General features: G+C 62.2%; 23 protein-coding genes, 4 tRNA genes and 1 pseudogene. 20 read left to right on the forward strand and 8 right to left on the reverse strand.

The features are described 5' to 3' along the window. The first annotated feature begins 1 nt into the window (after nt 1). Both CK228_RS14120 and CK228_RS14125 read left to right on the forward strand, forming a co-directional pair. Nucleotides 2-631, forward strand: a complete 630-nt coding sequence (locus CK228_RS14120) for an SDR family oxidoreductase (protein ID WP_095788237.1) — start codon at nt 2-4, stop codon at nt 629-631. 122 nt (nt 632-753) lie between these two features. Further along, entirely contained in the window at nt 754-1,137 is a 384-nt protein-coding gene (locus CK228_RS14125) for a hypothetical protein (protein ID WP_095788238.1), read from the forward strand. Between the two features lie 65 nt (nt 1,138-1,202). Here the strand turns inward: CK228_RS14125 and CK228_RS14130 are convergent, their stop codons facing one another. Then, nucleotides 1,203-1,898, reverse strand: coding sequence for an NADPH-dependent F420 reductase (locus CK228_RS14130; protein WP_095788239.1), 696 nt, complete (start codon nt 1,896-1,898; stop codon nt 1,203-1,205). Nucleotides 1,899-2,011: 113 nt separating this feature from the next. Between CK228_RS14130 and CK228_RS14135 the strand changes: the two genes are divergently transcribed. After that, entirely contained in the window at nt 2,012-2,938 is a 927-nt protein-coding gene (locus CK228_RS14135) for a LysR family transcriptional regulator (protein ID WP_095788240.1), read from the forward strand. Nucleotides 2,939-3,111: 173 nt separating this feature from the next. Here CK228_RS14135 and CK228_RS14140 read toward each other — a convergent pair. Next, nucleotides 3,112-3,187: transfer RNA gene (locus CK228_RS14140), tRNA-Thr, on the reverse strand. Nucleotides 3,188-3,344: 157 nt separating this feature from the next. Between CK228_RS14140 and CK228_RS14145 the strand changes: the two genes are divergently transcribed. Together CK228_RS14145 and CK228_RS14150 are read left to right on the forward strand one after the other, a co-directional pair. After that, entirely contained in the window at nt 3,345-3,512 is a 168-nt protein-coding gene (locus tag CK228_RS14145) for a hypothetical protein (RefSeq protein ID WP_095770241.1), read from the forward strand. Between the two features lie 501 nt (nt 3,513-4,013). After that, on the forward strand, nt 4,014-4,319 hold the full coding sequence (locus tag CK228_RS14150; RefSeq protein ID WP_095770856.1) for a BA14K family protein: 306 nt from the start codon (nt 4,014-4,016) through the stop codon (nt 4,317-4,319). Between the two features lie 79 nt (nt 4,320-4,398). On the opposite strand, the gene CK228_RS14155 is transcribed toward CK228_RS14150, so the two are convergent. Next, nucleotides 4,399-4,815 (reverse strand): hypothetical protein, encoded by a 417-nt coding sequence (locus tag CK228_RS14155; RefSeq protein ID WP_095788241.1) that lies wholly within the window; start codon nt 4,813-4,815, stop codon nt 4,399-4,401. A 135-nt stretch (nt 4,816-4,950) separates the two neighbouring features. Beyond that, nucleotides 4,951-5,772, reverse strand: a complete 822-nt coding sequence (gene bhcR, locus CK228_RS14165; protein WP_095788278.1) for an HTH-type transcriptional regulator BhcR — start codon at nt 5,770-5,772, stop codon at nt 4,951-4,953. Between the two features lie 213 nt (nt 5,773-5,985). On the opposite strand from bhcR, the gene gcl reads away from it, so the two are divergent. The 3 genes from gcl (at nt 5,986) to CK228_RS14180 (ending at nt 9,604) form a co-directional block, all read left to right on the forward strand. Then, complete coding sequence (gcl, locus tag CK228_RS14170; RefSeq protein ID WP_095788242.1) at nt 5,986-7,767, forward strand: glyoxylate carboligase; 1,782 nt, start codon at nt 5,986-5,988, stop codon at nt 7,765-7,767. Between the two features lie 16 nt (nt 7,768-7,783). After that, nucleotides 7,784-8,581, forward strand: coding sequence for a 2-oxo-tetronate isomerase (gene otnI, locus CK228_RS14175; protein WP_095788243.1), 798 nt, complete (start codon nt 7,784-7,786; stop codon nt 8,579-8,581). Nucleotides 8,582-8,686: 105 nt separating this feature from the next. Further along, on the forward strand, nt 8,687-9,604 hold the full coding sequence (locus CK228_RS14180; protein ID WP_095788244.1) for a 2-hydroxy-3-oxopropionate reductase: 918 nt from the start codon (nt 8,687-8,689) through the stop codon (nt 9,602-9,604). A 167-nt stretch (nt 9,605-9,771) separates the two neighbouring features. Here the strand turns inward: CK228_RS14180 and CK228_RS14185 are convergent, their stop codons facing one another. Both CK228_RS14185 and CK228_RS14190 read right to left on the reverse strand, forming a co-directional pair. Further along, nucleotides 9,772-10,185: a hypothetical protein gene (locus tag CK228_RS14185; RefSeq protein WP_095788245.1), complete on the reverse strand. Its 414-nt coding sequence runs from the start codon at nt 10,183-10,185 to the stop codon at nt 9,772-9,774. A 13-nt stretch (nt 10,186-10,198) separates the two neighbouring features. Then, nucleotides 10,199-11,047: an RNA methyltransferase gene (locus CK228_RS14190; RefSeq protein WP_095788246.1), complete on the reverse strand. Its 849-nt coding sequence runs from the start codon at nt 11,045-11,047 to the stop codon at nt 10,199-10,201. A 202-nt stretch (nt 11,048-11,249) separates the two neighbouring features. Here CK228_RS14190 and CK228_RS14195 point away from each other — a divergent pair. Both CK228_RS14195 and CK228_RS14200 read left to right on the forward strand, forming a co-directional pair. After that, nucleotides 11,250-11,334 (forward strand) — tRNA-Tyr (locus CK228_RS14195). A gap of 90 nt (nt 11,335-11,424) precedes the next feature. Continuing rightward, nucleotides 11,425-11,498: transfer RNA gene (locus tag CK228_RS14200), tRNA-Gly, on the forward strand. Nucleotides 11,499-11,578: 80 nt separating this feature from the next. Here CK228_RS14200 and CK228_RS14205 read toward each other — a convergent pair. After that, nucleotides 11,579-12,028 (reverse strand): YidB family protein, encoded by a 450-nt coding sequence (locus CK228_RS14205; RefSeq protein ID WP_095788247.1) that lies wholly within the window; start codon nt 12,026-12,028, stop codon nt 11,579-11,581. A gap of 129 nt (nt 12,029-12,157) precedes the next feature. Between CK228_RS14205 and CK228_RS14210 the strand changes: the two genes are divergently transcribed. Further along, nucleotides 12,158-12,415: a GlsB/YeaQ/YmgE family stress response membrane protein gene (locus tag CK228_RS14210; protein ID WP_064982869.1), complete on the forward strand. Its 258-nt coding sequence runs from the start codon at nt 12,158-12,160 to the stop codon at nt 12,413-12,415. A 192-nt stretch (nt 12,416-12,607) separates the two neighbouring features. Here the strand turns inward: CK228_RS14210 and CK228_RS14215 are convergent, their stop codons facing one another. Continuing rightward, a complete protein-coding gene (locus CK228_RS14215) occupies nt 12,608-13,495 on the reverse strand; it encodes a DMT family transporter (RefSeq protein WP_095788248.1) in 888 nt (295 codons plus the stop codon). Nucleotides 13,496-13,789: 294 nt separating this feature from the next. Between CK228_RS14215 and tuf the strand changes: the two genes are divergently transcribed. From tuf to rplA, 9 genes and pseudogenes are all read left to right on the forward strand, one after another. Next, nucleotides 13,790-14,965, forward strand: coding sequence for an elongation factor Tu (gene tuf, locus CK228_RS14220; RefSeq protein ID WP_010909256.1), 1,176 nt, complete (start codon nt 13,790-13,792; stop codon nt 14,963-14,965). A gap of 216 nt (nt 14,966-15,181) precedes the next feature. Next, entirely contained in the window at nt 15,182-16,777 is a 1,596-nt protein-coding gene (locus CK228_RS14225) for a hypothetical protein (RefSeq protein WP_245438028.1), read from the forward strand. A gap of 100 nt (nt 16,778-16,877) precedes the next feature. Next, nucleotides 16,878-17,360 carry a group II truncated hemoglobin gene (locus tag CK228_RS14230; RefSeq protein ID WP_095788279.1) on the forward strand — a complete coding sequence of 161 codons (483 nt, stop codon included), beginning with the start codon at nt 16,878-16,880 and terminating at the stop codon, nt 17,358-17,360. 192 nt (nt 17,361-17,552) lie between these two features. Beyond that, a pseudogene (locus CK228_RS35765) lies at nt 17,553-17,624 on the forward strand (hypothetical protein); the annotation flags it as partial. Between the two features lie 82 nt (nt 17,625-17,706). Further along, a tRNA-Trp gene (locus CK228_RS14240) sits at nt 17,707-17,782 on the forward strand. A gap of 361 nt (nt 17,783-18,143) precedes the next feature. Further along, complete coding sequence (gene secE / locus CK228_RS14245; protein ID WP_010909260.1) at nt 18,144-18,347, forward strand: preprotein translocase subunit SecE; 204 nt, start codon at nt 18,144-18,146, stop codon at nt 18,345-18,347. 29 nt (nt 18,348-18,376) lie between these two features. Further along, on the forward strand, nt 18,377-18,904 hold the full coding sequence (gene nusG, locus CK228_RS14250; RefSeq protein WP_010909261.1) for a transcription termination/antitermination protein NusG: 528 nt from the start codon (nt 18,377-18,379) through the stop codon (nt 18,902-18,904). Between the two features lie 172 nt (nt 18,905-19,076). Continuing rightward, nucleotides 19,077-19,505, forward strand: a complete 429-nt coding sequence (rplK, locus tag CK228_RS14255; protein ID WP_010909262.1) for a 50S ribosomal protein L11 — start codon at nt 19,077-19,079, stop codon at nt 19,503-19,505. Between the two features lie 4 nt (nt 19,506-19,509). Next, nucleotides 19,510-20,208 carry a 50S ribosomal protein L1 gene (gene rplA / locus CK228_RS14260; RefSeq protein WP_010909263.1) on the forward strand — a complete coding sequence of 233 codons (699 nt, stop codon included), beginning with the start codon at nt 19,510-19,512 and terminating at the stop codon, nt 20,206-20,208. Nucleotides 20,209-20,389: the final 181 nt, after the last annotated feature.

A 20,389-nucleotide genomic window follows, 5' to 3' on the forward strand; every position in this document is an offset into this window, starting at 1 on the left:
AATGAAAATTCTGGTATTGGGCGCCACTGGCGCAACCGGCCGGCTGATCGTCGCTAAGGCCATCGCGGAGGGACACAACGTCGTAGCCCTCGTTCGTTCCAAGGCAAAGGCCAAGGACCTCACCGGCGCCGAGCTCGTCGAAGGCGACGCCCGCGATACCGCCGCGCTAACTCGCGCCATCGCTGGTTGTGACGCCGTCGTCAGTTCATTGGGCACCGCCATGAGCCCGTTCCGGGAGGTGACCTTGCTCTCAACGGCGACGCGTGCGCTGGTCGGCGCTATGGAGCAGCAGAACATCCGTCGGCTGGTGTGCATCACTGGCCTCGGCGCCGGCGACAGCCGCGGCCATGGCGGTTTCTTCTTCGACCGGTTGTTCCTGCCCCTGATGCTGCGGAAGGTCTATGAAGACAAGGATCGGCAGGAAGATGCGATCAGGGGCAGCACGCTCGACTGGACCATCGTCCGGCCGATGGTGCTCAACGACAAGCCTTCGCGCGGTCGCATCAGGGCGTTGACCGATCTGTCAGGCGTACATGGCGGGACGATCGCCCGAGCCGATGTCGCGGATTTCGTTGTTCAGCAACTCACTGCGGATACGTGGCTGCGCAAATCGCCCCTGATCACTTGGTGAAGGTCACAAGGGCGTGCCCCTGACTGGATGGATATCCTTGACGGTCGGCGCATTGAGGCGGCAAGCCTTGCCCCCGAACGATATCCCACTTTCCGAACCCCGAAACTTTATGGAGAATTCCAATGACGCGAATACTATTTGTCGGCCAGAAACCTGAAACAGTTGACTTCTCGGACCCGTCATTGCCGCCCGGCTTTAATGCCGAAAAGATCAACGCCGGGATCGCTTTGGGCGTGGCGAAGATTGAGGAACGGGGGTGGCAGGGCGATACCTGCATGATCACGCCCGATGCCGCCGGATTTGCAGACCTCAAAAGAGCTCTGGGCGATGGTGCGTATGATTGCGTGGTGATTGGAGGCGGCCTCAGGCTGCCGCCTAGGAGCCTACTGTTGTTCGAAACCGTGGTGAACATCATCCGCAAGGCGGCGCCGAACGCCGCGATAGCCTTCAACACGAGACCCGAGGACACCGCAGATGCCGCCGCCCGTCAGCTCCCAATGGGTTGACGGGCAGCGCATCGGCTAATCCTTGATGGCCTGTGAGCGGGGCAGATGGTGCCGGACCAAGGCGTCTAAGCCGGCAAGTCGTAGGTGCCGGGGCTGTTGGGCGTGGCGCGCCAGTCGGGCTGACGTTCAGGGTTCGCCTTGGCGAGCGCGCTACGGACGCCCTTGACGTCATAGTCCTTGAGATAGCCCGGCGAGCCCGGCTGCTGACGCCAGGATTCCGCGATAGTGCCGGCGTCCACTGCGTCGAAGCCGATCCCGTCGATCAGCGCCATGGCTTTGGACTTGGCCCGAGCGTCATCACCCGCCACCGCCAGCGCGATGCGGTCCGCGGAGCCCGCCGGCTTGGCGCCCGGTAGGAGATGGGTCGCTTCTATCGTGTTGAACGCTTTGACCACCGGACGCCCAAGGTGCCGCTCGACCCATTCGCTTTCGGTGTTAGCGTCCTCAATTCCGTCCAGATGACCGTCGCGCTGTCGTGGATAGTAGTTGGTCGTGTCGATGACGACGACGTCGGCTGGCGTGGACGCGAACAGTTCGCGAGGCAGACTAGGGATTTTGTTTGTGGGAACGGCGACGACCACGACGTCCTGGCCGCGGACAGCCTCTTCGATCGCAGCGGCCCGAGCGCCGGTTTCCGCCGACAGGCCCGCCAGAGACCCTGGTCCGCGCGAATTGGAGATCGTGACCTCGTGCCCTGCGGCCTGGAAGAGATGGGTGAGTGCGCTGCCGATATTGCCAGCGCCAACAATGCCGATTTTCATGTTTATGCCTTTCGAAGGTGTGGGGGATGAGATTGCTTGTGAAGCTATATGACCCCTTGCATTAGATCGATAAATGGCGCCATGAAACCGGCTCTCCCAACCAGGAGTGTGGAATGGATCGTCTCGCCAGCATGGCCGCATTCGTAAAGGCGGCAGAAAGCGGCTCCTTTGCAGCGACGGCATCGGCGCTCGGCATCTCACCGCAGATGGTGGCCAAGCATGTCACGTATCTGGAGGCACGTTTAGGCGCACGCCTGCTCAACCGCACAACCCGAAAGCAAAGCCTGACGGTGATCGGCAAGTCCTACTACGATCGGTGCAAAGTGGCGCTGGCCGAGGTCGACTGGGCGGATGCAATTGCTGATGAGACCAGGGGTAAACCGCGAGGGCTCTTGCGCGTCAATGCGCCGGTTTCATTCGGAGCTCACTGCGTGACACCTGTGGTCGCACGATATTTGAGCAGCCACCCCAGTGTCGATGTCGACCTGGTTCTCAACGACCGCTTTGTCGACCTTATCGACGACGGGTTTGAGGCGGTGTTCCGGATCGGTCCTCTCGAGGAGTCTAACCTAGGGGCGATAGAGCTCGCACCCTTTCAGACGATTGCCTGCGGGTCGCCTGCATACCTAAAAGAACGAGGGATGCCCTCGATCGTATCGGATCTGGTCAATCATGAATGCCTGCTCTTCGGCAACTGGCCCGAACCAACGTTCAGCGATTGGCTCTTTGTACGGGACGGTCTCATCTCAAAGGCCCTGGTCCACGGCCGTCTCAAGGTCAACAACCCCGCTTCGTTGCTGGAGGCGGCGCTCGCAGGTTTCGGCTTGGCGTTGATCGGAGAAGAGGCGGTGCGCACGCACCTCGCGACCGGGCAGCTCGTCAGAGTGTTGCCGAACTACGAAACGCCTCCGCGTCCCATTCATCTGCTGTTTCACCCTGATCGGCGACAAACGCCGAAGCTGAAGACCTTCATCGAAATGGTGGTGGACCAGCTGGGCCGGAATGGTCAGGACGGCCGCAGACGCCAACAGGGAGAATGACCCAGTTTGGATATTCTGCGGCCAGATATCGGTGCCGAAGATTCGTACGAAAAGGCCGGTCTCCGTTACACAAAATCTTACACAAACGCTCGGTAGCCCGGTCAGTGGCAGAAGGCGGGATTCCAAAGGGTGCTAAATTGCGCAGGCAAAAGAACGGCTTACGGCTTGAGAACTGGTGCCCCCGGCAGGAATCGAACCCGCGACCTTCGGTTTACAAAACCGCTGCTCTACCAGCTGAGCTACAAGGGCACGGCGCTCCGGTAGCATATTTCGTGCGCCAGTAAAGACAAAACTCCGTTTTCGGTTACCCCGGCGGTGGATGACGCCGCCGCCGGCCCATGCTGAAATCCACGAGCGCGCTTCCTACATATCAAGAAGGTGCAATCGCTTCGGACTGGAGTGTCGCATGATCAGGCTTGTCATCATTCTCCCCCTCGTCGTCATCGCCTGGATGCTGCTGGTCAAGCTCATCAGCGACGTCAGGAAGGCCAATGTCGACTGGACCGGCGTGACCACGATCATCGGATTCATCGCGCTCGCCTTCTGGCTTCGCCACATAACCGGCATGGGATGAGCGTGCGGAGCGACTAGTGAGTAGTGGGTAGTGGGGCCGGGATCCCCGTGATCCTGCCCTCGCTACTCGCTACTCGCTACTCGCTACTCGCTACTCGCTACTCACTACTCACTACTCACTACTCACTACTCACTACTCACTACTCATTCCTCACTCCTCACTGCACTGGCCGCCACCGTTCAGACGTCGTCGGCTCACGGCATGCATCATCACCATCATTACTACTACGACGACGACTACTATGGCGACTACTGGTGGTACCATCACCATCACCGGCATCATCACCACGGCAGGGTGGTTATCATCCTTTGATACCAAGGCCTGTTGCGTTCGAAGGGCGGCCTCGGCCGCCCTTTTGCATGTTCCGTGGGCCCAAGGGCCGGGACCCGGCAGCATCTGCGCAAAAAAAGTCAAAAAAGCCTCGAACCTTTTCCTGTGCGGCAGCGACAGATGATCAAGAGGCGGATGGATCGCCTCGGTCAACGAAGCAAGGAGATCATCATGTTCAAGCGCACACTCGTTTCCGGCGTCATCGCCACCACCGTCGCAGCCACCACGCTGGTCGGCACCGTTCAGCCTTCGGCGGCTCATTCGCATCACCACGACCTCGGAATCGGCATCGCCGCCGGCGTGGGCGGGTTCGTCCTTGGCAGCCTGCTTGCCCAGCAGCCCCCGCGCACCGTCTATGTCGACGAAGACGGCGGTTCCTGGCATGTGCGTCGCTGCCTCGATCGCTACTCGAGCTACGATCCGGACTCCGACACCTACATCGGCTACGACGGCTACAGCCACTACTGCCGGCTCTGAGAGAGGAGGATCGTCAACAGAGAAAGGGGCTCGCGCGAGGCCCTTTTTCTTTCTCTCATAAATACTTACAGTTGCGTGTTCAGGCGGAATCAGAAATCGGCAATCCGGCCGCGCTGCAGGTGCTGTCGACGAGGCGCCTTGTTTCCGAAGCGCCGCCCATGGCGACAAGCTCGAGGCTGCTTGCCGAATCCGGGTAGATCCTGGCGATGAAGGCTTGGTCGCCGCCAGCGCCGCCGGCCGCAGTCTTGCCGCTGACGAAGCCGCAGACCACGATCTCCTTGCGGCCGTTCACTGTCCGCTCGCCGGCAAGCGTCCTTCCGAGCCTGACGGAAGCAGGATCCGGCAAGCGCTGTCGAATGCCGGTGATGACGACCTCCTCGAGCGCGAGCGAGAACGGAATGGGATCGACGCGCTGGTCGCCTGCATCGGGTCGAGGTGTCGTCGCAACGCATCCGCAAAGCGAAGCGACAAGCAGAAGCTGAACCGTTTTCCTCATCCGCGCCCTTTCGCATGCATTCGAACGCCACGGCAAGACAGGGTCCATGCCGCCGGCGCTTGCGGTGTCGGCACGGCCATACGGCTCGATTTCTTCGATATTGCGACCAGGAGCGCGCTGCCCGGGGCAGGCTGATCAGCCGGCTTGCGCGCCGCCGATCATCCGGGTCACCTCGGCCGCGGCACTGCGCACCATCGGCCCGATCTCGGCCAGCCGCTCCGGCGTCACCCGCACGGTCGGCCCCGATACGGAAACGCCGCCGATCGGCTCGCCGAATTCGTTGAAGATGGCGGCCGCCACGCAGCGCATGCCGGGGTGCCGCTCTTCGTCGTCGACCGACCATCCGCGCTGCTTGATGACGGCCAGATCGTGGGCGAGGGCAGGGATCTCGGACAGCGTCTTGTCGGTGAAGCGCTGCAGGCCAGCCTTGCGCAGAATGGTGCCGACGCGCTCCGGCTCGAGATGCGCCAGCACCGCCTTTCCGATGCCGGAGGCGTGAAAGGGGCTGCGCGTGCCCGGGCGGAAGAAGGCGCGGATCGCCTGGTGCGTCTCGACCTGGCTGACGAACACCACGCAATCATCCTCGGCGACGCCGAGATTGGCGGTCTCGCCGGTTCTTTCCATCAACTCCTGCATGACGATGCGGGCGCGGTCGACCAGCTTGCGGCGGCGCAGGAAGGCCGCGCCCATGCGGTAGGTCTCGACGCCGATCGACCACAACTGGTCCGATGTGTCGAACTCGACCATGCCGTGGTTTTCAAGTGTCGTCAGCATGCGGTAGGCGGTGGAGGCGGCAAGGCCGCTCTGCGCCGATATCTCGCTCAGCGACAGGCCGCTGCCCTCGGCAACAATGGCCAGTATGCGCAAGGCCCGGTCCAGCGACTGCACAGAACTGGTTTCGGCAGGTCCGTTGAAAGCGCGCGGTCGGCCGCGCTGGCGTTTTTCGGTGGTTTCCATCGCGCCAGTCTCGCCGATTTCTCCAAACATACAATGAAAAAGTTTTTCACTGTTGCGAGGCCGCAAATTCCTGGAAAACGGAAAATCGAATAAAATCAGCAAATAGTCGCCGTTTTCTACAAATGAAAAAATATTCTGAAAAAATTGAAAAATAGCCGGCTTGCTGACATTCTCGGTCATCCAACAATGACAACCCAAGTGGAGGGCCGGAAAATGGCCAGGATGCGCGCCGTCGATGCGGCGGTTCTCGTTCTCGAAAAGGAAGGTATCTCCTGCGCCTTCGGCGTGCCGGGCGCGGCGATCAATCCGCTCTATTCGGCACTGAAGGCGAGGGGCAGCATTCGCCATGTCCTTGCCCGCCACGTCGAGGGCGCCTCCCACATGGCGGAAGGCTTCACCCGCGCCAAGGCGGGCAATATCGGGCTCTGCATCGGCACCTCCGGGCCGGCCGGCACCGACATGATCACCGGTCTTTACTCGGCCGCCGCCGATTCCATTCCGATCCTGTGCATCACCGGCCAGGCGCCGCGTGCGCGGCTCAACAAAGAGGATTTCCAGGCCGTCGACATCGCCGCCATCGCCGCACCGGTCGCCAAATGGGCGGTCACCGTCATGGAGCCCTATCTCGTGCCGATGGCGCTGCAGAAGGCGTTTCATCTCATGCGCTCGTCGCGGCCCGGCCCGGTGCTGATCGACCTGCCGGTCGACGTGCAACTGGCCGAGATCGAGTTCGACATCGATGCCTATGAGCCGCTGGCGCCGTTCAAGCCGGCGATGACGCGTGCCCAGGCCGAAAAGGCACTGGCGATGCTCAATGCGGCGGAAAAACCGCTGATCGTCGCCGGCGGCGGCATCATCAATGCCGATGCATCCGACCTGCTTATCGAGTTCGCTGAAATCACTGGCGTCCCGGTTATTCCGACGCTGATGGGCTGGGGCGCGATCCCCGACGACCACCGGCTGATGGCCGGCATGTGCGGCCTGCAGACCTCGCATCGCTACGGCAATGCGACGATGTTGGAAGCCGATTTCGTCTTCGGCATCGGCAATCGCTGGGCCAACCGTCACACCGGTTCTGTGGACGTCTACACCAGGGGCAAGAAATTCATCCATGTCGACATCGAGCCCACGCAGATCGGCCGTGTCTTCGCGCCGGATCTCGGCGTCGTATCGGATGCGGGTGCGGCGCTGAAGATGCTGCTCGACGTCGCCACCGAGTGGAAGACGGCGGGCAAGATGCGTGACTGGTCGGGCTGGGCCAAGGAATGCCAGGCCCGCAAGAAGACGATGAAGCGCAAGACGCATTTCGACCAGGTGCCGCTGAAGCCGCAGCGCGTCTATGAGGAGATGAACAAGGCGTTCGGCCGCGACGTCACCTATGTCACCACGATCGGCCTGTCGCAGATCGCCGGCGCGCAGTTCCTGCATGTCTACAAGCCGCGCAACTGGATCAATTGCGGCCAGGCCGGCCCGCTCGGCTGGACGCTGCCGGCAGCCCTTGGCGTGCGCGCCGCCGATCCCGACCGCACCATCGTGGCGCTGTCGGGCGACTATGATTTCCAGTTCATGATCGAGGAACTGGCGGTCGGCGCGCAGCACAAGCTGCCCTACATCCATGTCGTCGTGAACAACGCCTATCTCGGCCTGATCCGCCAGGCGCAACGTGGCTTCTCGATGGATTATGAGGTCAGCCTCGCCTTCGAGAACATCAACCGATCGGGCGATCCCGAGGCCGGCTATGGCGTCGACCATGTCGCCGTCGCCGAAGCGATGGGCTGCAAGGCGGTGAGGGTGCGCAAGCCCGAGGAATTCGCGAGCGCCTTTAGGCAAGCGCAACGGATGATGAAGGAGCACCGGGTTCCGGTCGTGCTCGAATTTATCCTGGAGCGCGTCACCAACATCTCGATGGGCACCGAGATCGACAAGATCACCGAATTCGAGGAACTTGCCGAACATCAGGAAGACGCGCCGACCGCGATCGTGATGCTCGACTGATAAGAGGACAAAAAGAATGCCGCGTTTTTCCGCCAATCTTTCCATGCTCTTTGGCGAGCAAGATTTCCTCGACCGTTTTGACGCAGCCGCCCGTGCGGGCTTCAAGGGCGTCGAATATATCGGCCCTTATGATCATGCGCCCGATGTTGTCGCCGCCAGGCTGAAGAAGAATGGCCTGACACAGGTGCTGTTCAACCTGCCGGCCGGCGACTGGGGCAAGGGCGAACGCGGCATCGCCGTGCTGCCGGACCGCGTGCCGGAATTCCGCCAGGGTATCGCCAAGGCGATCACCTACGCACAGGCGCTCGGCTGCGCGCAGGTCAATTGCCTGGCCGGCATCGCGCCCGCCGGCGTCGACCGCAAGGTGCTCGAGGATGTTTTCGCCGAAAACCTCGCCTTCGCGGCGGAGAAGCTGGAACAGGCCGGCATCCGGCTGCTGATCGAGCCGATCAACACCCGCGACATCCCAGGCTTCTTCCTCAATTACTCCGACCAGGCGCTGGCGCTGATCGACCGCGTCGGCTCGAAAAACCTGTTCCTGCAATACGACATTTATCACATGCAGATCATGGAGGGGGATCTCGCCCGTAAAATCGAGGCCAACCTCGGCCGCATCGCGCATATCCAGCTTGCGGACAATCCCGGCCGTCACGAGCCGGGAACGGGCGAGATCAACTATCCCTTCCTCTACGACCACATCGACCGCATCGGCTATTCCGGCTGGATCGGTGCCGAATACAAGCCGAAAGCCGGCACCGAGGCAGGGCTTGGCTGGTTCCGGGACCTGGCCGGGCAGGGCAGCGCGGCGGCTTAAGAGCCGGCGCTGACGCTGCCAATCTCCCCCCTCGTGGGGGAGATGGCCGGCAGGCCAGAGGGGGGGCGCGAAGGAACGCGGCCCAGCAAAAGACGGAGAACCACAATGGAAACCATAGGCTTCATCGGCCTCGGCATCATGGGCGCGCCGATGGCGGGGCATCTGCTCGATGCTGGCTACAAGGTCATCGCCAGCGACCATCGCTCGAAGCCGCCGGCTGATCTCGTCGCCAAGGGCCTGAAAACAGTCTCCGGCCACGCCGCCGTCGCCAAGGCGGCAGAGATCGTCATCACCATGGTGCCTGATACCCCGCAGGTCGCCGACGTGCTGTTCGGCGACAATGGCGTCGCGTCCGGCCTGACCAAAGGCAAGCTGGTCATCGACATGAGCTCGATCTCGCCGATCGTGACCAAGGTTTTCGCCGGCAAGATCAACGAACTCGGCTGCGACTATCTCGACGCGCCGGTTTCGGGCGGCGAGGTCGGCGCCAAGGCAGCGTCGCTCACCATCATGGTCGGCGGCGAGGAAAAGCCCTTCGAGCGCGCAAAACCGGTCTTCGAGAAGATGGGCAAGAACGTCACTCTGGTCGGCCCTAACGGCGTCGGCCAGACCACCAAGGTGGCAAATCAGATCGTCGTCGCGTTGACTATTGAAGCCGTCGCCGAAGCGCTTGTTTTTGCTTCGAAAGCCGGCGCTGATCCCGCCAAGGTCAGGCAGGCTTTGATGGGCGGATTGGCGGCCTCGCGCATCCTCGAAGTGCATGGCGAGCGCATGGTCAAACGCACCTTCGCGCCGGGCTTTCGCATCGAATTGCACCAGAAGGATCTCAACCTGGCACTGGAGGGCGCCAAGGCGCTCGGCGTGGCGCTGCCCAACACCTCGACCACGCAGCAGCTGTTCAACTCGTGCGCCGCCAATGGCGGCGCAAAGGAGGATCACTCGGCGCTGGTCAGGGCGCTGGAGCGGATGGCCAATTTCGAGGTCGGTGGCGAAGTGACCGAAGTGAAAGGCAAAGCGGCATAGGCCCGGAGAGGGCGGCGCAACGTTCCCAAGCCGCCACCTCTTGTCCTGTCAGAGAACGGGTTCCTGCGTCTGTCGCCGGAACCCGTTTCTTACCTTTGTGCGCTCAGCCGTGGTTTAGAAAGCCCGTATGGCGCTAAGATTGACCGAGCCACGAATGGCGAGAGTGGTCAGGGAGTTTGCTGACTGCTGTTCAATTTGAACTTGCCGATCTCGGCAGCGATCCGTTCAAGGGCTGGAATAAGCGTGCCGTTCTCGAAAGCTTCGTTGAGAGCCCCGTCAACCCACCTTTCATCCGCTAGGTTGCTGACAACCCGATAGTGAATTTCAGTACCGTCCATGGCAGTCAAGGCTTCGGAGCTGTCCGGCAGCCAAGTCTTCCGACCGGCGTTAACGTCGAGGAATTCTCGAAAGTCGGCGGGATTTTCAAGGCCGTGAACCAGCCGCATTATGTCATCTCTCGCGGTATGATAGCGGTTGTTCGTCTCGTCGTAGAACTCCGATGGAGTGAGTGTTCTCAACGTGCCGACTGTGCTCGCGTAAAGCGCGAGCCATTCATCCGCATCTGAGAATGCTTCGAACATACTTGTAGCTCGTTCAGTCCGCCGAAAGGAATTTTCGCGCGGCATAAAGGCTGATCGCCGCTGCATTCGACACGTTGAGCGAGCGGATGGCGCCGGGCATGTCGAGCCGCGCCAGCGTCGTCACCGTCTCGCGCGTCTTCTGGCGCAGGCCCTTGCCTTCGGCGCCGAGCACCAGCGCGATCCTGTCGCCGGCAAAGCTCGTCTCGAGTTCCGCCGGCCCGTCGGAATCAAGCCCGATGGTCTGGAAGCCGGCTTCGTGCAGTTGCCCGAGCGCGTCGGCCAGGTTCTTCACCTCGATCTGGTCGATGTGTTCCAGCGCGCCGGAGGCGGATTTTGCCAACACGCCGGATTCCTGCGGGCTGTGGCGCGCGGTGGTGATCAGCGCGCCGGCGCCGAAGGCGACCGCCGAGCGCAGGATGGCGCCGACATTGTGCGGATCGGTGACCTGATCGAGCACCAGCACCAGTCTCGTGTCGCCGAGCGCGTCGAGGCGCTTCGGCTTCAGCGGCTCCGCCTCGATCAGCACACCCTGGTGCACGGCGTCCGACCCGGTGATCTTGTCGATGTCCCTGGGCTCGACCAACTCCGCCTTGAAGGGCAGGACGGCGAGATCTTCTATCTCCAGGCGCTCGGCAGCGTTGCGGGTCACCAGCATTTTTCTGATCCGGCGCCGCGGATTGTCGAGCGCGGCGCGCACCGTGTGCAGGCCATAAAGTCGCACCAGGCCATCGGCGGCGTTTTCGCCGGGCGGCACGGGCTGGCGCGGCCGGAATGCCGGCGCGCCGCCGCTCTTCTCGTCGCGGTGCGCGCGGCGCAGCTTGGCGTAATGGGTGTCTTTGGGGGTATTGGTCTTGTTGCTCATGGCCGGCTTCTATAGCTGTCTCCACCGGCCAAGGATATGGCCCGTCGCCGCAGCCGGCGAACAACATCGAAAAACCCTTCCTGCGCGGTTGACACCCACTGGCCTTGCCGCCATAAGGCGCTTCGCTGATTTCGGAGAAGATATCCAACTCGGGCTCCGGGATCGGCAAGAATGCCTCGTTGCATGGCTCCGGCGGCAGACTGGAGAGGTGCCCGAGTGGTTAAAGGGGACGGACTGTAAATCCGTTGGCTTAGCCTACGTTGGTTCGAATCCAACCCTCTCCACCACTGCCGGCCCGGAAGCCCTGAAACGAGAAAAGCATCGGGCCGAAAAGTGCATGGCGCTTTTCGGGTGAATCCGATACTTCAGTGCAAGGCGCGGGTATAGCTCAGTGGTAGAGCAGCAGCCTTCCAAGCTGAATATGCGGGTTCGATTCCCGCTACCCGCTCCAGACTGTCATCCCCGCAATTGGCAAACCTGCACACTGCGCGACCACCCGCGCAGCGCTTCAGGGCATCGGTGTTTGCCGCGTCAGCTGTTGAATGCGGAAGCCACCTGGTGCTGCTGCGGCACCTGGCCGTTCGGCGTCAGCTTGTCGACGATGCCGGGCAGGGCCGTCGACAGTTGCTTGAGCAGTTCGCCCTCATCCATTCCGGTGCGCTGCGCGATCTCGCGGATCACCTGCGGCCCAAGTGCCGAGCCGAGATCGTTGGCGTTGATTGACTGGTTCCGCCCGGTGCCGACCCAGGAGTCGGCGACATTGCCGTGGCCAGCGTTCTTGAGCTTGTCGAGCAGGCCGCCCAGTCCGCCGAGCAGGCCGCCGTCACTGGCGGCTGGGTCGGCCGGCACTGGCGTTTGAGGCTGATCCGGCTGTTCGGTACTTCTGCCGCTCAGCATTTTTCCGACCAGCAACGCGCCGAGCGCGATCATCAGCGGTTTGGTGATGTTGCCGCCGGGAACGGCGTTGTCAAAAAGTCCCATAGTGGATCCTCCATCTCGACCAAGCCCGGCCCATGTCAACAATGGCGCATCCGGGCGGAATTTCAAGCTGGCTTGAGCTTTTGACAATCATATGAAAATGTCGCGATGGCAGGGGATGGAGAGGAAAAAATGGGTATCATCAGCTGGATCATTCTCGGCGCCATCGCCGGCTTCCTCGGCAGCAAGATCGTCAACAAGACCGGCCAAGGCCTTATCATGGATGTCGTGCTCGGCATTGTCGGGGCCATCGTCGGCGGCGTGATCTGCAGCCAGCTCTTCGGCGTGGGTGTCACCGGTCTCAACATCTCCAGCCTGATCGTCGCGGTGGTTGGCGCGGTGGTTGTGCTCTGGGCCTATCACCAGTTCAGCGGACGGCGGACGCTCTAAGCGCCAGCTGGATGATCTGAAGTTTGGAATTTCTGCCGAGGCAAGACCAGCGTCGGCTTGCCTATGGCATCAACACTGCATCGGCCGCGGCGAAGAAGATCAGCGTTCCGGCGAGGAACACCGCCCAGCCGATTAGCGACTTGCGAATAGCGGCCTTGTGCTCGGCGTCGGACAGGCGCTCGGCTGCCGATGCTAGGCGACGACAGTCAGCCGGCGCTTGCGCTGGTCCAGCGAGACGATGGTCAGGCCGCTGGCCACCACCAGCAGGATGCCGCAGACCGCCAGCGCGTTGGGGAACTGGCCGAACACCAGCAGGCCCGAAATGACGGCCCAGACGGTAAAGCAGTAATAGAACGGCGCCACCGCGCTGGTCGGCCCGACGCGATAGGCCATGAAGATGAAGAAATGGCCGAAGATCAGGAAAAGACCGGCCCCGGCCAGCAGCAGCAAATGGCGAGCTTCGGGCATCACCCAGCGCTCGGACGCCAGATGCGCGGCACCGGCGCCGATCAGCACCACCACCACGGCGGAAATCGCCACGATCATTCCCGGCACCTCCGTCGGCACATGCCTGCCGGCGAGATCGCGCGCGGCCGCCAGCGCGGCGTTGCCGAGCGCGAGCAGCGCATAGACCGAAATGCCTTGCATGGTCGGCTGCGCCACCATCAGCGCGCCGATGAAGCCGAGCCCGATCAGCGCCATGCGCTGGCCGCCGATGCGCTCGCCAAACAGGATCGACGAGCCGACCAGCATCAAGAGCGGCGTGATTTGTCCCAGCGCCGTGGAATCCGCGATCTGCATGTTGGCGAGGGCCACGACGTAGCAAAGGATCGCCGCCAGCTCGAGCAGGTTCCTGCGCAGCACGCGCCTGTCGAAGATCAACGGGATCTGTTTGCCGTAGCCCAGCAGGAACAACAGCGGGAAGCCCCAGAGCGTCGCGGCGGCACCACGCAGGAACAGCACCTCATAGGACGGCAACCCGGCGGTCGCGAGTTTCATCATCGTATCGTTGACCAGGTACGACCCGGTCGAGATGATCATGAACAGCGGGCCGCGGATTGAGGCAGGGATGAATTGCATGGGGTCAGGAGATCAGACCTCGGAGGGCGCCGCAATGGGCCATCAACTGGCCGTGATCGAGACAGGAATTGGCCGGCAAGAACATGGCATGCAGGCCTCGATCGATCGGCATGTCACCCATTCCATTTCCCGCATCGCCTTCCTATATCGGCGCCATATCCCCGCAATCGGATCCCAGGTTCGGACTGAGTGAGACGGCACCCGGCCAAAAGACGCTTGTGTTTTTTGGCCTTTGTCGCTAATCGCCCCGCATTCGACTGAACTGAAGGTCAAGGCCGTCCAAGGAAAGAGACTATGGCAAAAGGTAAATTCGAGCGCACTAAGCCTCATGTGAACATCGGCACGATTGGTCACGTTGACCATGGCAAGACGTCGCTGACGGCGGCGATCACGAAGTATTTTGGCGAGTACAAGCGCTACGACCAGATCGATGCGGCGCCGGAAGAGAAGGCGCGCGGCATCACCATCTCGACGGCTCACGTTGAATACGAGACGGCCAACCGTCACTACGCCCACGTCGACTGCCCCGGCCACGCCGACTATGTGAAGAACATGATCACCGGCGCCGCGCAGATGGACGGCGCGATCCTGGTCGTGTCGGCCGCCGACGGCCCGATGCCGCAGACCCGCGAGCACATCCTGCTTGCCCGTCAGGTCGGCGTGCCGTCGATCGTGGTGTTCTTGAACAAGGTCGACCAGGTCGACGACGCCGAGCTTTTGGAACTGGTCGAGCTCGAGGTTCGCGAGCTTCTGTCGAAGAACGAATTCCCCGGCGACGACATTCCGATCGTCAAGGGTTCGGCGCTGGCCGCGCTGGAGGATTCGAACAAGACGATCGGCGAGGACGCGATCCGCGAGCTGATGGCTCAGGTCGACGCCTACATCCCGACCCCGGTTCGTCCGCTCGACAAGCCGTTCCTGATGCCGATCGAGGACGTGTTCTCGATCTCGGGCCGTGGCACGGTCGTGACCGGCCGCGTCGAGCGCGGCGTGGTCAAGGTCGGCGAGGAACTGGAGATCATCGGCATCCGTCCGACGACCAAGACGACCTGCACGGGCGTGGAAATGTTCCGCAAGCTGCTCGATCAGGGCCAGGCTGGCGACAACATCGGCGCGCTGCTGCGCGGCGTTGATCGTGAAGGCGTCGAGCGCGGCCAGGTTCTGGCCAAGCCCGGCACGGTGAAGCCGCACAAGAAGTTCGTGGCCGAAGCCTACATCCTGACCAAGGACGAAGGTGGCCGTCACACGCCGTTCTTCACCAACTACCGTCCGCAGTTCTACTTCCGCACGACGGACGTGACCGGCATCGTGTCGCTGCCGGCCGGCACCGAGATGGTGATGCCTGGCGACAACATCACGGTCGATGTCGAGCTGATCGTGCCGATCGCCATGGAAGAGAAGCTGCGCTTCGCCATCCGTGAAGGCGGCCGCACCGTCGGTGCCGGCATCGTCGTCACCATCAAGGAATAATCGAGACCGGCATCGGCCGGATCGACAAGGAAAGGGCGGTCTTCGGGCCGCCCTTTTTCGTTAACGTCGCTGCGTGACATCGGAACCGCGCCTGCCCTGTTGCAAGCGCCATCACGGCAACTAGTATAGGTTGCATTGCGGGAGCTTTGCGAAAGAGTGGTTCCAGGGCGCTGTTTCGGCGAGAAGGGGTGGCAGTTGCGGGCACTGGTCCGTCTCATGCTGTTGGTCCCTGCGGTCCTGCCGGCCCAGGCCCAGGAGCAGTCTCTGGACATCCCGCCGATGCGCTTCGCCGTCGTGCGCAGCAATGCGCCGGGCTGCGAGCCCAATTGTCCGGAATGGATATCGGCTGAAGGCACGATCGCGGCGGGCACGCCGTCACTCTTCAAACGCACGCTCAAAACGTTGAAGGGACGGCAACTGCCCGTCGTCGTCAGCTCGCCCGGCGGCAATGTCGATGCCGCGCTCGCACTTGGCAGGATGATCCGCAAGGCCAAGCTCGATATCGCCGTCGGCGTGACGGTGTTTTCCGGCTGCCAGCCGGAGGCGAAGAATTGCAGCGACAACAAGGGCAAGGGTGCCGACTATTTCGGCATGGCCTTTGACGACGGGGCCATGTGCAATTCGGCCTGTCCGCTGATGTTTTCCGGCGGTGTCCGCCGCGTGGTCGGAGATTTTGCCTATCTCGGCGTCCACCAGATCACCACCACCTACAAGCGCGAGAAGCTGCTCTACCGGACCACCTACCGGATCGTGAACGGCAAGAGGAAGGTCATCAACACCAAGGTGGTCAGCCGGAAAAGTGCCGGCAGCTACAAGACCTACGAGATGAGCAAGGCGGTCGAGAAGACGCTATCGGCCTATCTCAGGGAAATGGGGATAGGCGACGGCGTGCTGGAAATGATGAAGGCCACGCCAGCCAGCGACATCCGCCAGATCGCGCTCGACGACATGCTGACGATGAATTTGGTGACCAGCCGAGACGCGGCGGATCTGTTGACCTCCGCGAGCCTGTGCGCACTGCAGCAGCCGGCTGCGAACTGCCGGGAGATACCGAGCCCTGCAAACGATGCGACGCCATCGGCCGCTCCGACGGGCAAGCCCCGGGATGTCGCACCGGTTGGAATGGAAACCGCGAAGGCCGGCGCGGAGATGCGCTTTGTCGTGGTTCGCGGCAGCAATCCGCTGTGTAATCCCGACTGTCCGGAATGGATCTCGGCGGAAGGCGTGATTACGAGCCAGACACCGCAGAAGCTGCGCCAATTGCTCGCCACGCTTGGCGAGCGGCGCCTGCCTGTCGTGATCAGCTCACGGGGAGGTGACCTGTCCGGCGCCCTTGCGGCGGGCCGGCTTATCCACGAAAGGAAGCTCGACGTCGCCGTCGGCCGGACCGATTTCGTCGATTGCGACCCGCGGGCATGGAATTGCCTGGCCAAGGAGGGCGCCTATGCCGGTTTGAGCATCGATGCGGGCGTCGAATGCGATACGGCCTGCGCGCTGATGCTTGCCGGTGGCGCGAGAAGGCTTGTCGGTCCCGAGGCGCGGCTCAGCCTGTATCCGATGGGACAGAAGCAGATGGTCAAGGCGTATCTCGAGGAGATGGCGATCGGTCCCGCTCTGTTCAAAGCGATCGCGGAGCGCTCGGCCGAGCGCCGGCTTGAACCGGACATCATGCTGAGGGCGGGACTGATAACGGGGCCGCAATCGGTCGACGCACTGACCGGCGCCACGATTTGCAAAGCTGTTCCCAGGCCCGACAATTGCCGCGGCCTGCCGCCCGCCAATGCGGCGGCCGATGCGCCCGCAAAGCTGTAGCGCGCGGCTTCGGAAACTGGCCATAGAGGCAGGTTGAGCTGCCTTCGATCTTTCCGCTATCGTCGCCGCCGGTGGCGCCGGGGCTGGCGGAGGATCGATGATGAGCCGGGATGTTCCGACACTCTACGAATGGGCCGGTGGCAGCGATGCCCTGAACCGGCTGACGCAGACCTTCTATGACAAGGTGGCAAAGGACCCGGTCGTCGGGCCGGTATTCAAGGCGATGTCGCCGGACCATCCCGCCCATGTCGCGGCCTTCATCGGCGAGGTCTTTGGCGGACCGAAGACCTATAGCGAGAAATTCGGCGGCCACCGCGAGATGGTCATGCATCATCTGGGCAAGCATCTGACGGAAGAACAGCGCCGCCGCTGGATCAACCTGCTCGCCGACGCAGCCGACGAGGTCGGCTTGCCGGACGATCCCGAATTCCGTTCGGCCTTCATGGGCTATATCGAATGGGGATCGCGATTGGCCAAGATGAACTCCAATCTCGGCGAGACCTGCGATCCGGAAACCGAGCCGATGCCTGCCTGGGGCTGGGGCGTGCCTGGCGGGCCGTACACGCCGCCGGTAACAAAGTAGCTTCCATCCGCCTCGGAGTGCGGGGCTGATGTCGGCCCATTTCAAGACCGTGCGCTGGCGCGAGTGGGACGGCCCCGGTATCGAGCATCTTGAACTGCGTGAGCGCGCAGGGGAGGGTTTTGCCGACTCCGTCGTCATGAGCTCCGGCCAAAGGAGGGCAGACGATATCTCTATGAATCGCGCGTCAGTGACTTCAGGCGCGAACTCGAGATCGACCACGACGGGCTGGTCGTCACCTATCCCGATTTCTGGCAAAGGGGATGAAGGCGCGTTTGCGTGCAAACCACTCTTTACAGACAGCGCGGAAGCTTTTAGGAAGCCCCTGCTGCGCCGAAGCGCGCACGATACGGGCATAGCTCAGTTGGTAGAGCGGCGGTCTCCAAAACCGCAGGTCGTAGGTTCGAGCCCTGCTGCCCGTGCCATTCAAAATGGCCGTCAGAAATGATATTTCCGCGGACCGCCCTTTGAAAATCGGCGACACGCTTGCCATATTAGGGCGATTGGGGCATAAGGACGCCATAGCCGGGACGGAACGACTGGATGGTTCCGAGGCGGCGTTTGGTCATAAAGCGGACACTTGCCACTTGCGTGGATCAAGAATCGGTTTTATGTAGACAGAACAGACACGCGACGCGTGGAGCTGGGAAGCCGGCTTTACGCGTCTGATTTGCATGGGCGAAATGATTGCGCTGATTCGGCGCGAGACTGGGCCCAGGCGGCACGTCCCGGCCAGCGGGATCATCCAGGGGACCCGGCCAACGGGTCTTGAAGACAGAGCGGCATATGGCTTCGAAAACCACAAATCCTTTCGTCTTTCTCCAGCAGGTTCGCTCGGAGACCGCCAAGGTGACTTGGCCGTCGCGGCGCGAAACGATGATCTCGACGGTGATGGTTCTGGCCTTCGCTGTGATTGCGATGATCTTTTTCTTTAGCGCCGATCAGTTGATGGGCCTCGCGATCGAACAGATTCTGGGCATTGGACGCTAAGTCCGGCGACTACGGAGAAGTCTAAAAAAATGGCTGCGCGCTGGTACATCGTCCACGCTTATTCGAACTTTGAAAAGAAGGTCGCCGAGGACATCGAGAACAAGGCCAAGCAGAAGGGCCTGTCCGCCGATATCGAGCAGATCGTGGTGCCGACCGAGAAGGTGGTCGAGGTTCGTCGTGGCCGCAAGGTCGATGCCGAGCGCAAGTTCTTCCCGGGCTATGTGCTCCTGAAGGCCAATTTGACCGACGCCGTGTTCTCGCTCGTGAAGAACACGCCGAAGGTCACCGGTTTTCTCGGTGACTCCAAGCCGGTGCCGATCACCGAGGCGGAAGCGCAGCGCATCCTGAACCAGGTGCAGGAAGGCGTCGAGCGGCCGAAGCCCTCGGTCACTTTCGAGATCGGCGAGGCGATCCGCGTCTCGGATGGTCCTTTCGCGTCGTTCAACGGCTTCGTCCAGGAAGTGGACGAGGAGCGGGCGCGGCTCAAGGTGGAAGTTTCGATCTTCGGGCGCGCCGTGCCTGTCGATCTGGAATTCGGACAGGTCGAAAAGGGCTGATCCGAAATCCCTGATGCCGGTCTGGCGATCAGGGGAGGCGGTGCGGAAACGCATGGCCTGAGAACGGTGGGAGGCGAACGTGGCTTTAGCCGGCCGCGCGAACCGCACCACCAGACTGCAACCGCCGGTGTTTTCCCTGATGGGGCCGGCATAGACAAAGGCAGGAAAAGAGATGGCTAAGAAAATTGCAGGCCAGCTCAAGCTTCAGGTCTCCGCGGGTTCGGCCACGCCGTCGCCCCCGATCGGCCCGGCGCTTGGTCAGCGCGGCATCAACATCATGGAGTTCTGCAAGGCGTTCAACGCGCAGACCCAGGAAATGGAAAAGGGATCGCCGGTTCCGGTCGTCATCACCTACTATCAGGACAAGTCGTTCACCTTCGTCATGAAGACGCCGCCGGTGAGCTATTTCCTGAAGAAGGCCGCGAACCTGAAGTCGGGCTCGAAGGAGCCGGGCAAGGTCAAGGCTGGCACCGTTTCGCGCGACAAGGTGCGCGAAATCGCGACCGCCAAGATGAAGGATCTGAACGCAAACGACGTCGAGGCGGCCATGCGCATGGTCGAGGGCTCCGCCCGCTCGATGGGTCTGGAAGTGGTGGGCTGAGATCATGGCAAAGATTGCAAAGCGTGTATCGAAGACCCGCGAAGGCATCGATCCCAACAAGGCTTATGCCCTGGGTGAAGCGCTGAAGCTGCTCAAGGACCGTTCCTCGGTCAAGTTCGACGAGACCGTCGAAGTCGCCATGAACCTCGGCGTCGACCCGCGCCATGCCGACCAGATGGTCCGCGGCGTGGTCAACCTGCCGAACGGCACCGGCCGCTCGGTTCGCGTCGCCGTGTTCGCCCGTGGCGACAAGGCCGAGGAAGCCAAGGCCGCCGGCGCCGACATCGTCGGCGCGGAAGACCTGGTCGACATCGTCCAGAAGGGCACGATCGATTTCGATCGCTGCATCGCCACGCCGGACATGATGCCGCTGGTCGGCCGTCTCGGTAAGGTGCTCGGCCCGCGCGGCATGATGCCGAACCCGAAGGTCGGCACCGTCACCACCGACGTCGCCGCCGCCGTCAAGGCATCGAAGGGCGGCGCGGTCGAGTTCCGCGTCGAGAAGGCCGGCATCGTTCATGCCGGCGTCGGCAAGGTCTCGTTTGACGTCAAGGCGCTGGAAGAGAACATCCGCGCCTTCGCCGATGCGGTGACCAAGGCAAAGCCGGCTGGCGCCAAGGGCAACTACGTCAAGAAGGTGTCGGTCACCTCGACGATGGGCCCGGGCCTCAAGCTCGACGTCTCGACGCTCGCTGCGTCCTGATTAAGACCATTTGGATCGGCCGCCGGAAGGCCGATCCGTGACTGAATTCCGGGCCTTGGATTAATCCTGGGCCCGGTGCCGGAAGTCGAAAGGCTTCCGGACATCCTGTCCGAGATTGCAGGCGGCCCAAAAGCCTTAATTCATGTGGGCCTGCATGAGACGGGTGAAGACCCGACAACGG

Origin of the sequence: Mesorhizobium sp. WSM4312 (genome assembly GCF_002294875.1) — a bacterium.
Lineage (GTDB): Bacteria > Pseudomonadota > Alphaproteobacteria > Rhizobiales > Rhizobiaceae > Mesorhizobium.

Excerpts from the sequence above, each read along its gene's own strand:
- CK228_RS14120 (WP_095788237.1), top strand. The coding sequence starts at position 2 with ATGAAAATTCTGGTATTGGGCGCCACTGGCGCAACCGGCCGGCTGATC.
- CK228_RS14125 (WP_095788238.1), top strand. The coding sequence starts at position 754 with ATGACGCGAATACTATTTGTCGGCCAGAAACCTGAAACAGTTGACTTC.
- CK228_RS14130 (WP_095788239.1), bottom strand. The coding sequence starts at position 1,898 with ATGAAAATCGGCATTGTTGGCGCTGGCAATATCGGCAGCGCACTCACC.
- CK228_RS14135 (WP_095788240.1), top strand. The coding sequence starts at position 2,012 with ATGGATCGTCTCGCCAGCATGGCCGCATTCGTAAAGGCGGCAGAAAGC.
- CK228_RS14145 (WP_095770241.1), top strand. The coding sequence starts at position 3,345 with ATGATCAGGCTTGTCATCATTCTCCCCCTCGTCGTCATCGCCTGGATG.
- CK228_RS14150 (WP_095770856.1), top strand. The coding sequence starts at position 4,014 with ATGTTCAAGCGCACACTCGTTTCCGGCGTCATCGCCACCACCGTCGCA.
- CK228_RS14155 (WP_095788241.1), bottom strand. The coding sequence starts at position 4,815 with ATGAGGAAAACGGTTCAGCTTCTGCTTGTCGCTTCGCTTTGCGGATGC.
- bhcR (WP_095788278.1), bottom strand. The coding sequence starts at position 5,772 with ATGGAAACCACCGAAAAACGCCAGCGCGGCCGACCGCGCGCTTTCAAC.
- gcl (WP_095788242.1), top strand. The coding sequence starts at position 5,986 with ATGGCCAGGATGCGCGCCGTCGATGCGGCGGTTCTCGTTCTCGAAAAG.
- otnI (WP_095788243.1), top strand. The coding sequence starts at position 7,784 with ATGCCGCGTTTTTCCGCCAATCTTTCCATGCTCTTTGGCGAGCAAGAT.
- CK228_RS14180 (WP_095788244.1), top strand. The coding sequence starts at position 8,687 with ATGGAAACCATAGGCTTCATCGGCCTCGGCATCATGGGCGCGCCGATG.
- CK228_RS14185 (WP_095788245.1), bottom strand. The coding sequence starts at position 10,185 with ATGTTCGAAGCATTCTCAGATGCGGATGAATGGCTCGCGCTTTACGCG.
- CK228_RS14190 (WP_095788246.1), bottom strand. The coding sequence starts at position 11,047 with ATGAGCAACAAGACCAATACCCCCAAAGACACCCATTACGCCAAGCTG.
- CK228_RS14205 (WP_095788247.1), bottom strand. The coding sequence starts at position 12,028 with ATGGGACTTTTTGACAACGCCGTTCCCGGCGGCAACATCACCAAACCG.
- CK228_RS14210 (WP_064982869.1), top strand. The coding sequence starts at position 12,158 with ATGGGTATCATCAGCTGGATCATTCTCGGCGCCATCGCCGGCTTCCTC.
- CK228_RS14215 (WP_095788248.1), bottom strand. The coding sequence starts at position 13,495 with ATGCAATTCATCCCTGCCTCAATCCGCGGCCCGCTGTTCATGATCATC.
- tuf (WP_010909256.1), top strand. The coding sequence starts at position 13,790 with ATGGCAAAAGGTAAATTCGAGCGCACTAAGCCTCATGTGAACATCGGC.
- CK228_RS14225 (WP_245438028.1), top strand. The coding sequence starts at position 15,182 with ATGCTGTTGGTCCCTGCGGTCCTGCCGGCCCAGGCCCAGGAGCAGTCT.
- CK228_RS14230 (WP_095788279.1), top strand. The coding sequence starts at position 16,878 with ATGAGCCGGGATGTTCCGACACTCTACGAATGGGCCGGTGGCAGCGAT.
- secE (WP_010909260.1), top strand. The coding sequence starts at position 18,144 with ATGGCTTCGAAAACCACAAATCCTTTCGTCTTTCTCCAGCAGGTTCGC.
- nusG (WP_010909261.1), top strand. The coding sequence starts at position 18,377 with ATGGCTGCGCGCTGGTACATCGTCCACGCTTATTCGAACTTTGAAAAG.
- rplK (WP_010909262.1), top strand. The coding sequence starts at position 19,077 with ATGGCTAAGAAAATTGCAGGCCAGCTCAAGCTTCAGGTCTCCGCGGGT.
- rplA (WP_010909263.1), top strand. The coding sequence starts at position 19,510 with ATGGCAAAGATTGCAAAGCGTGTATCGAAGACCCGCGAAGGCATCGAT.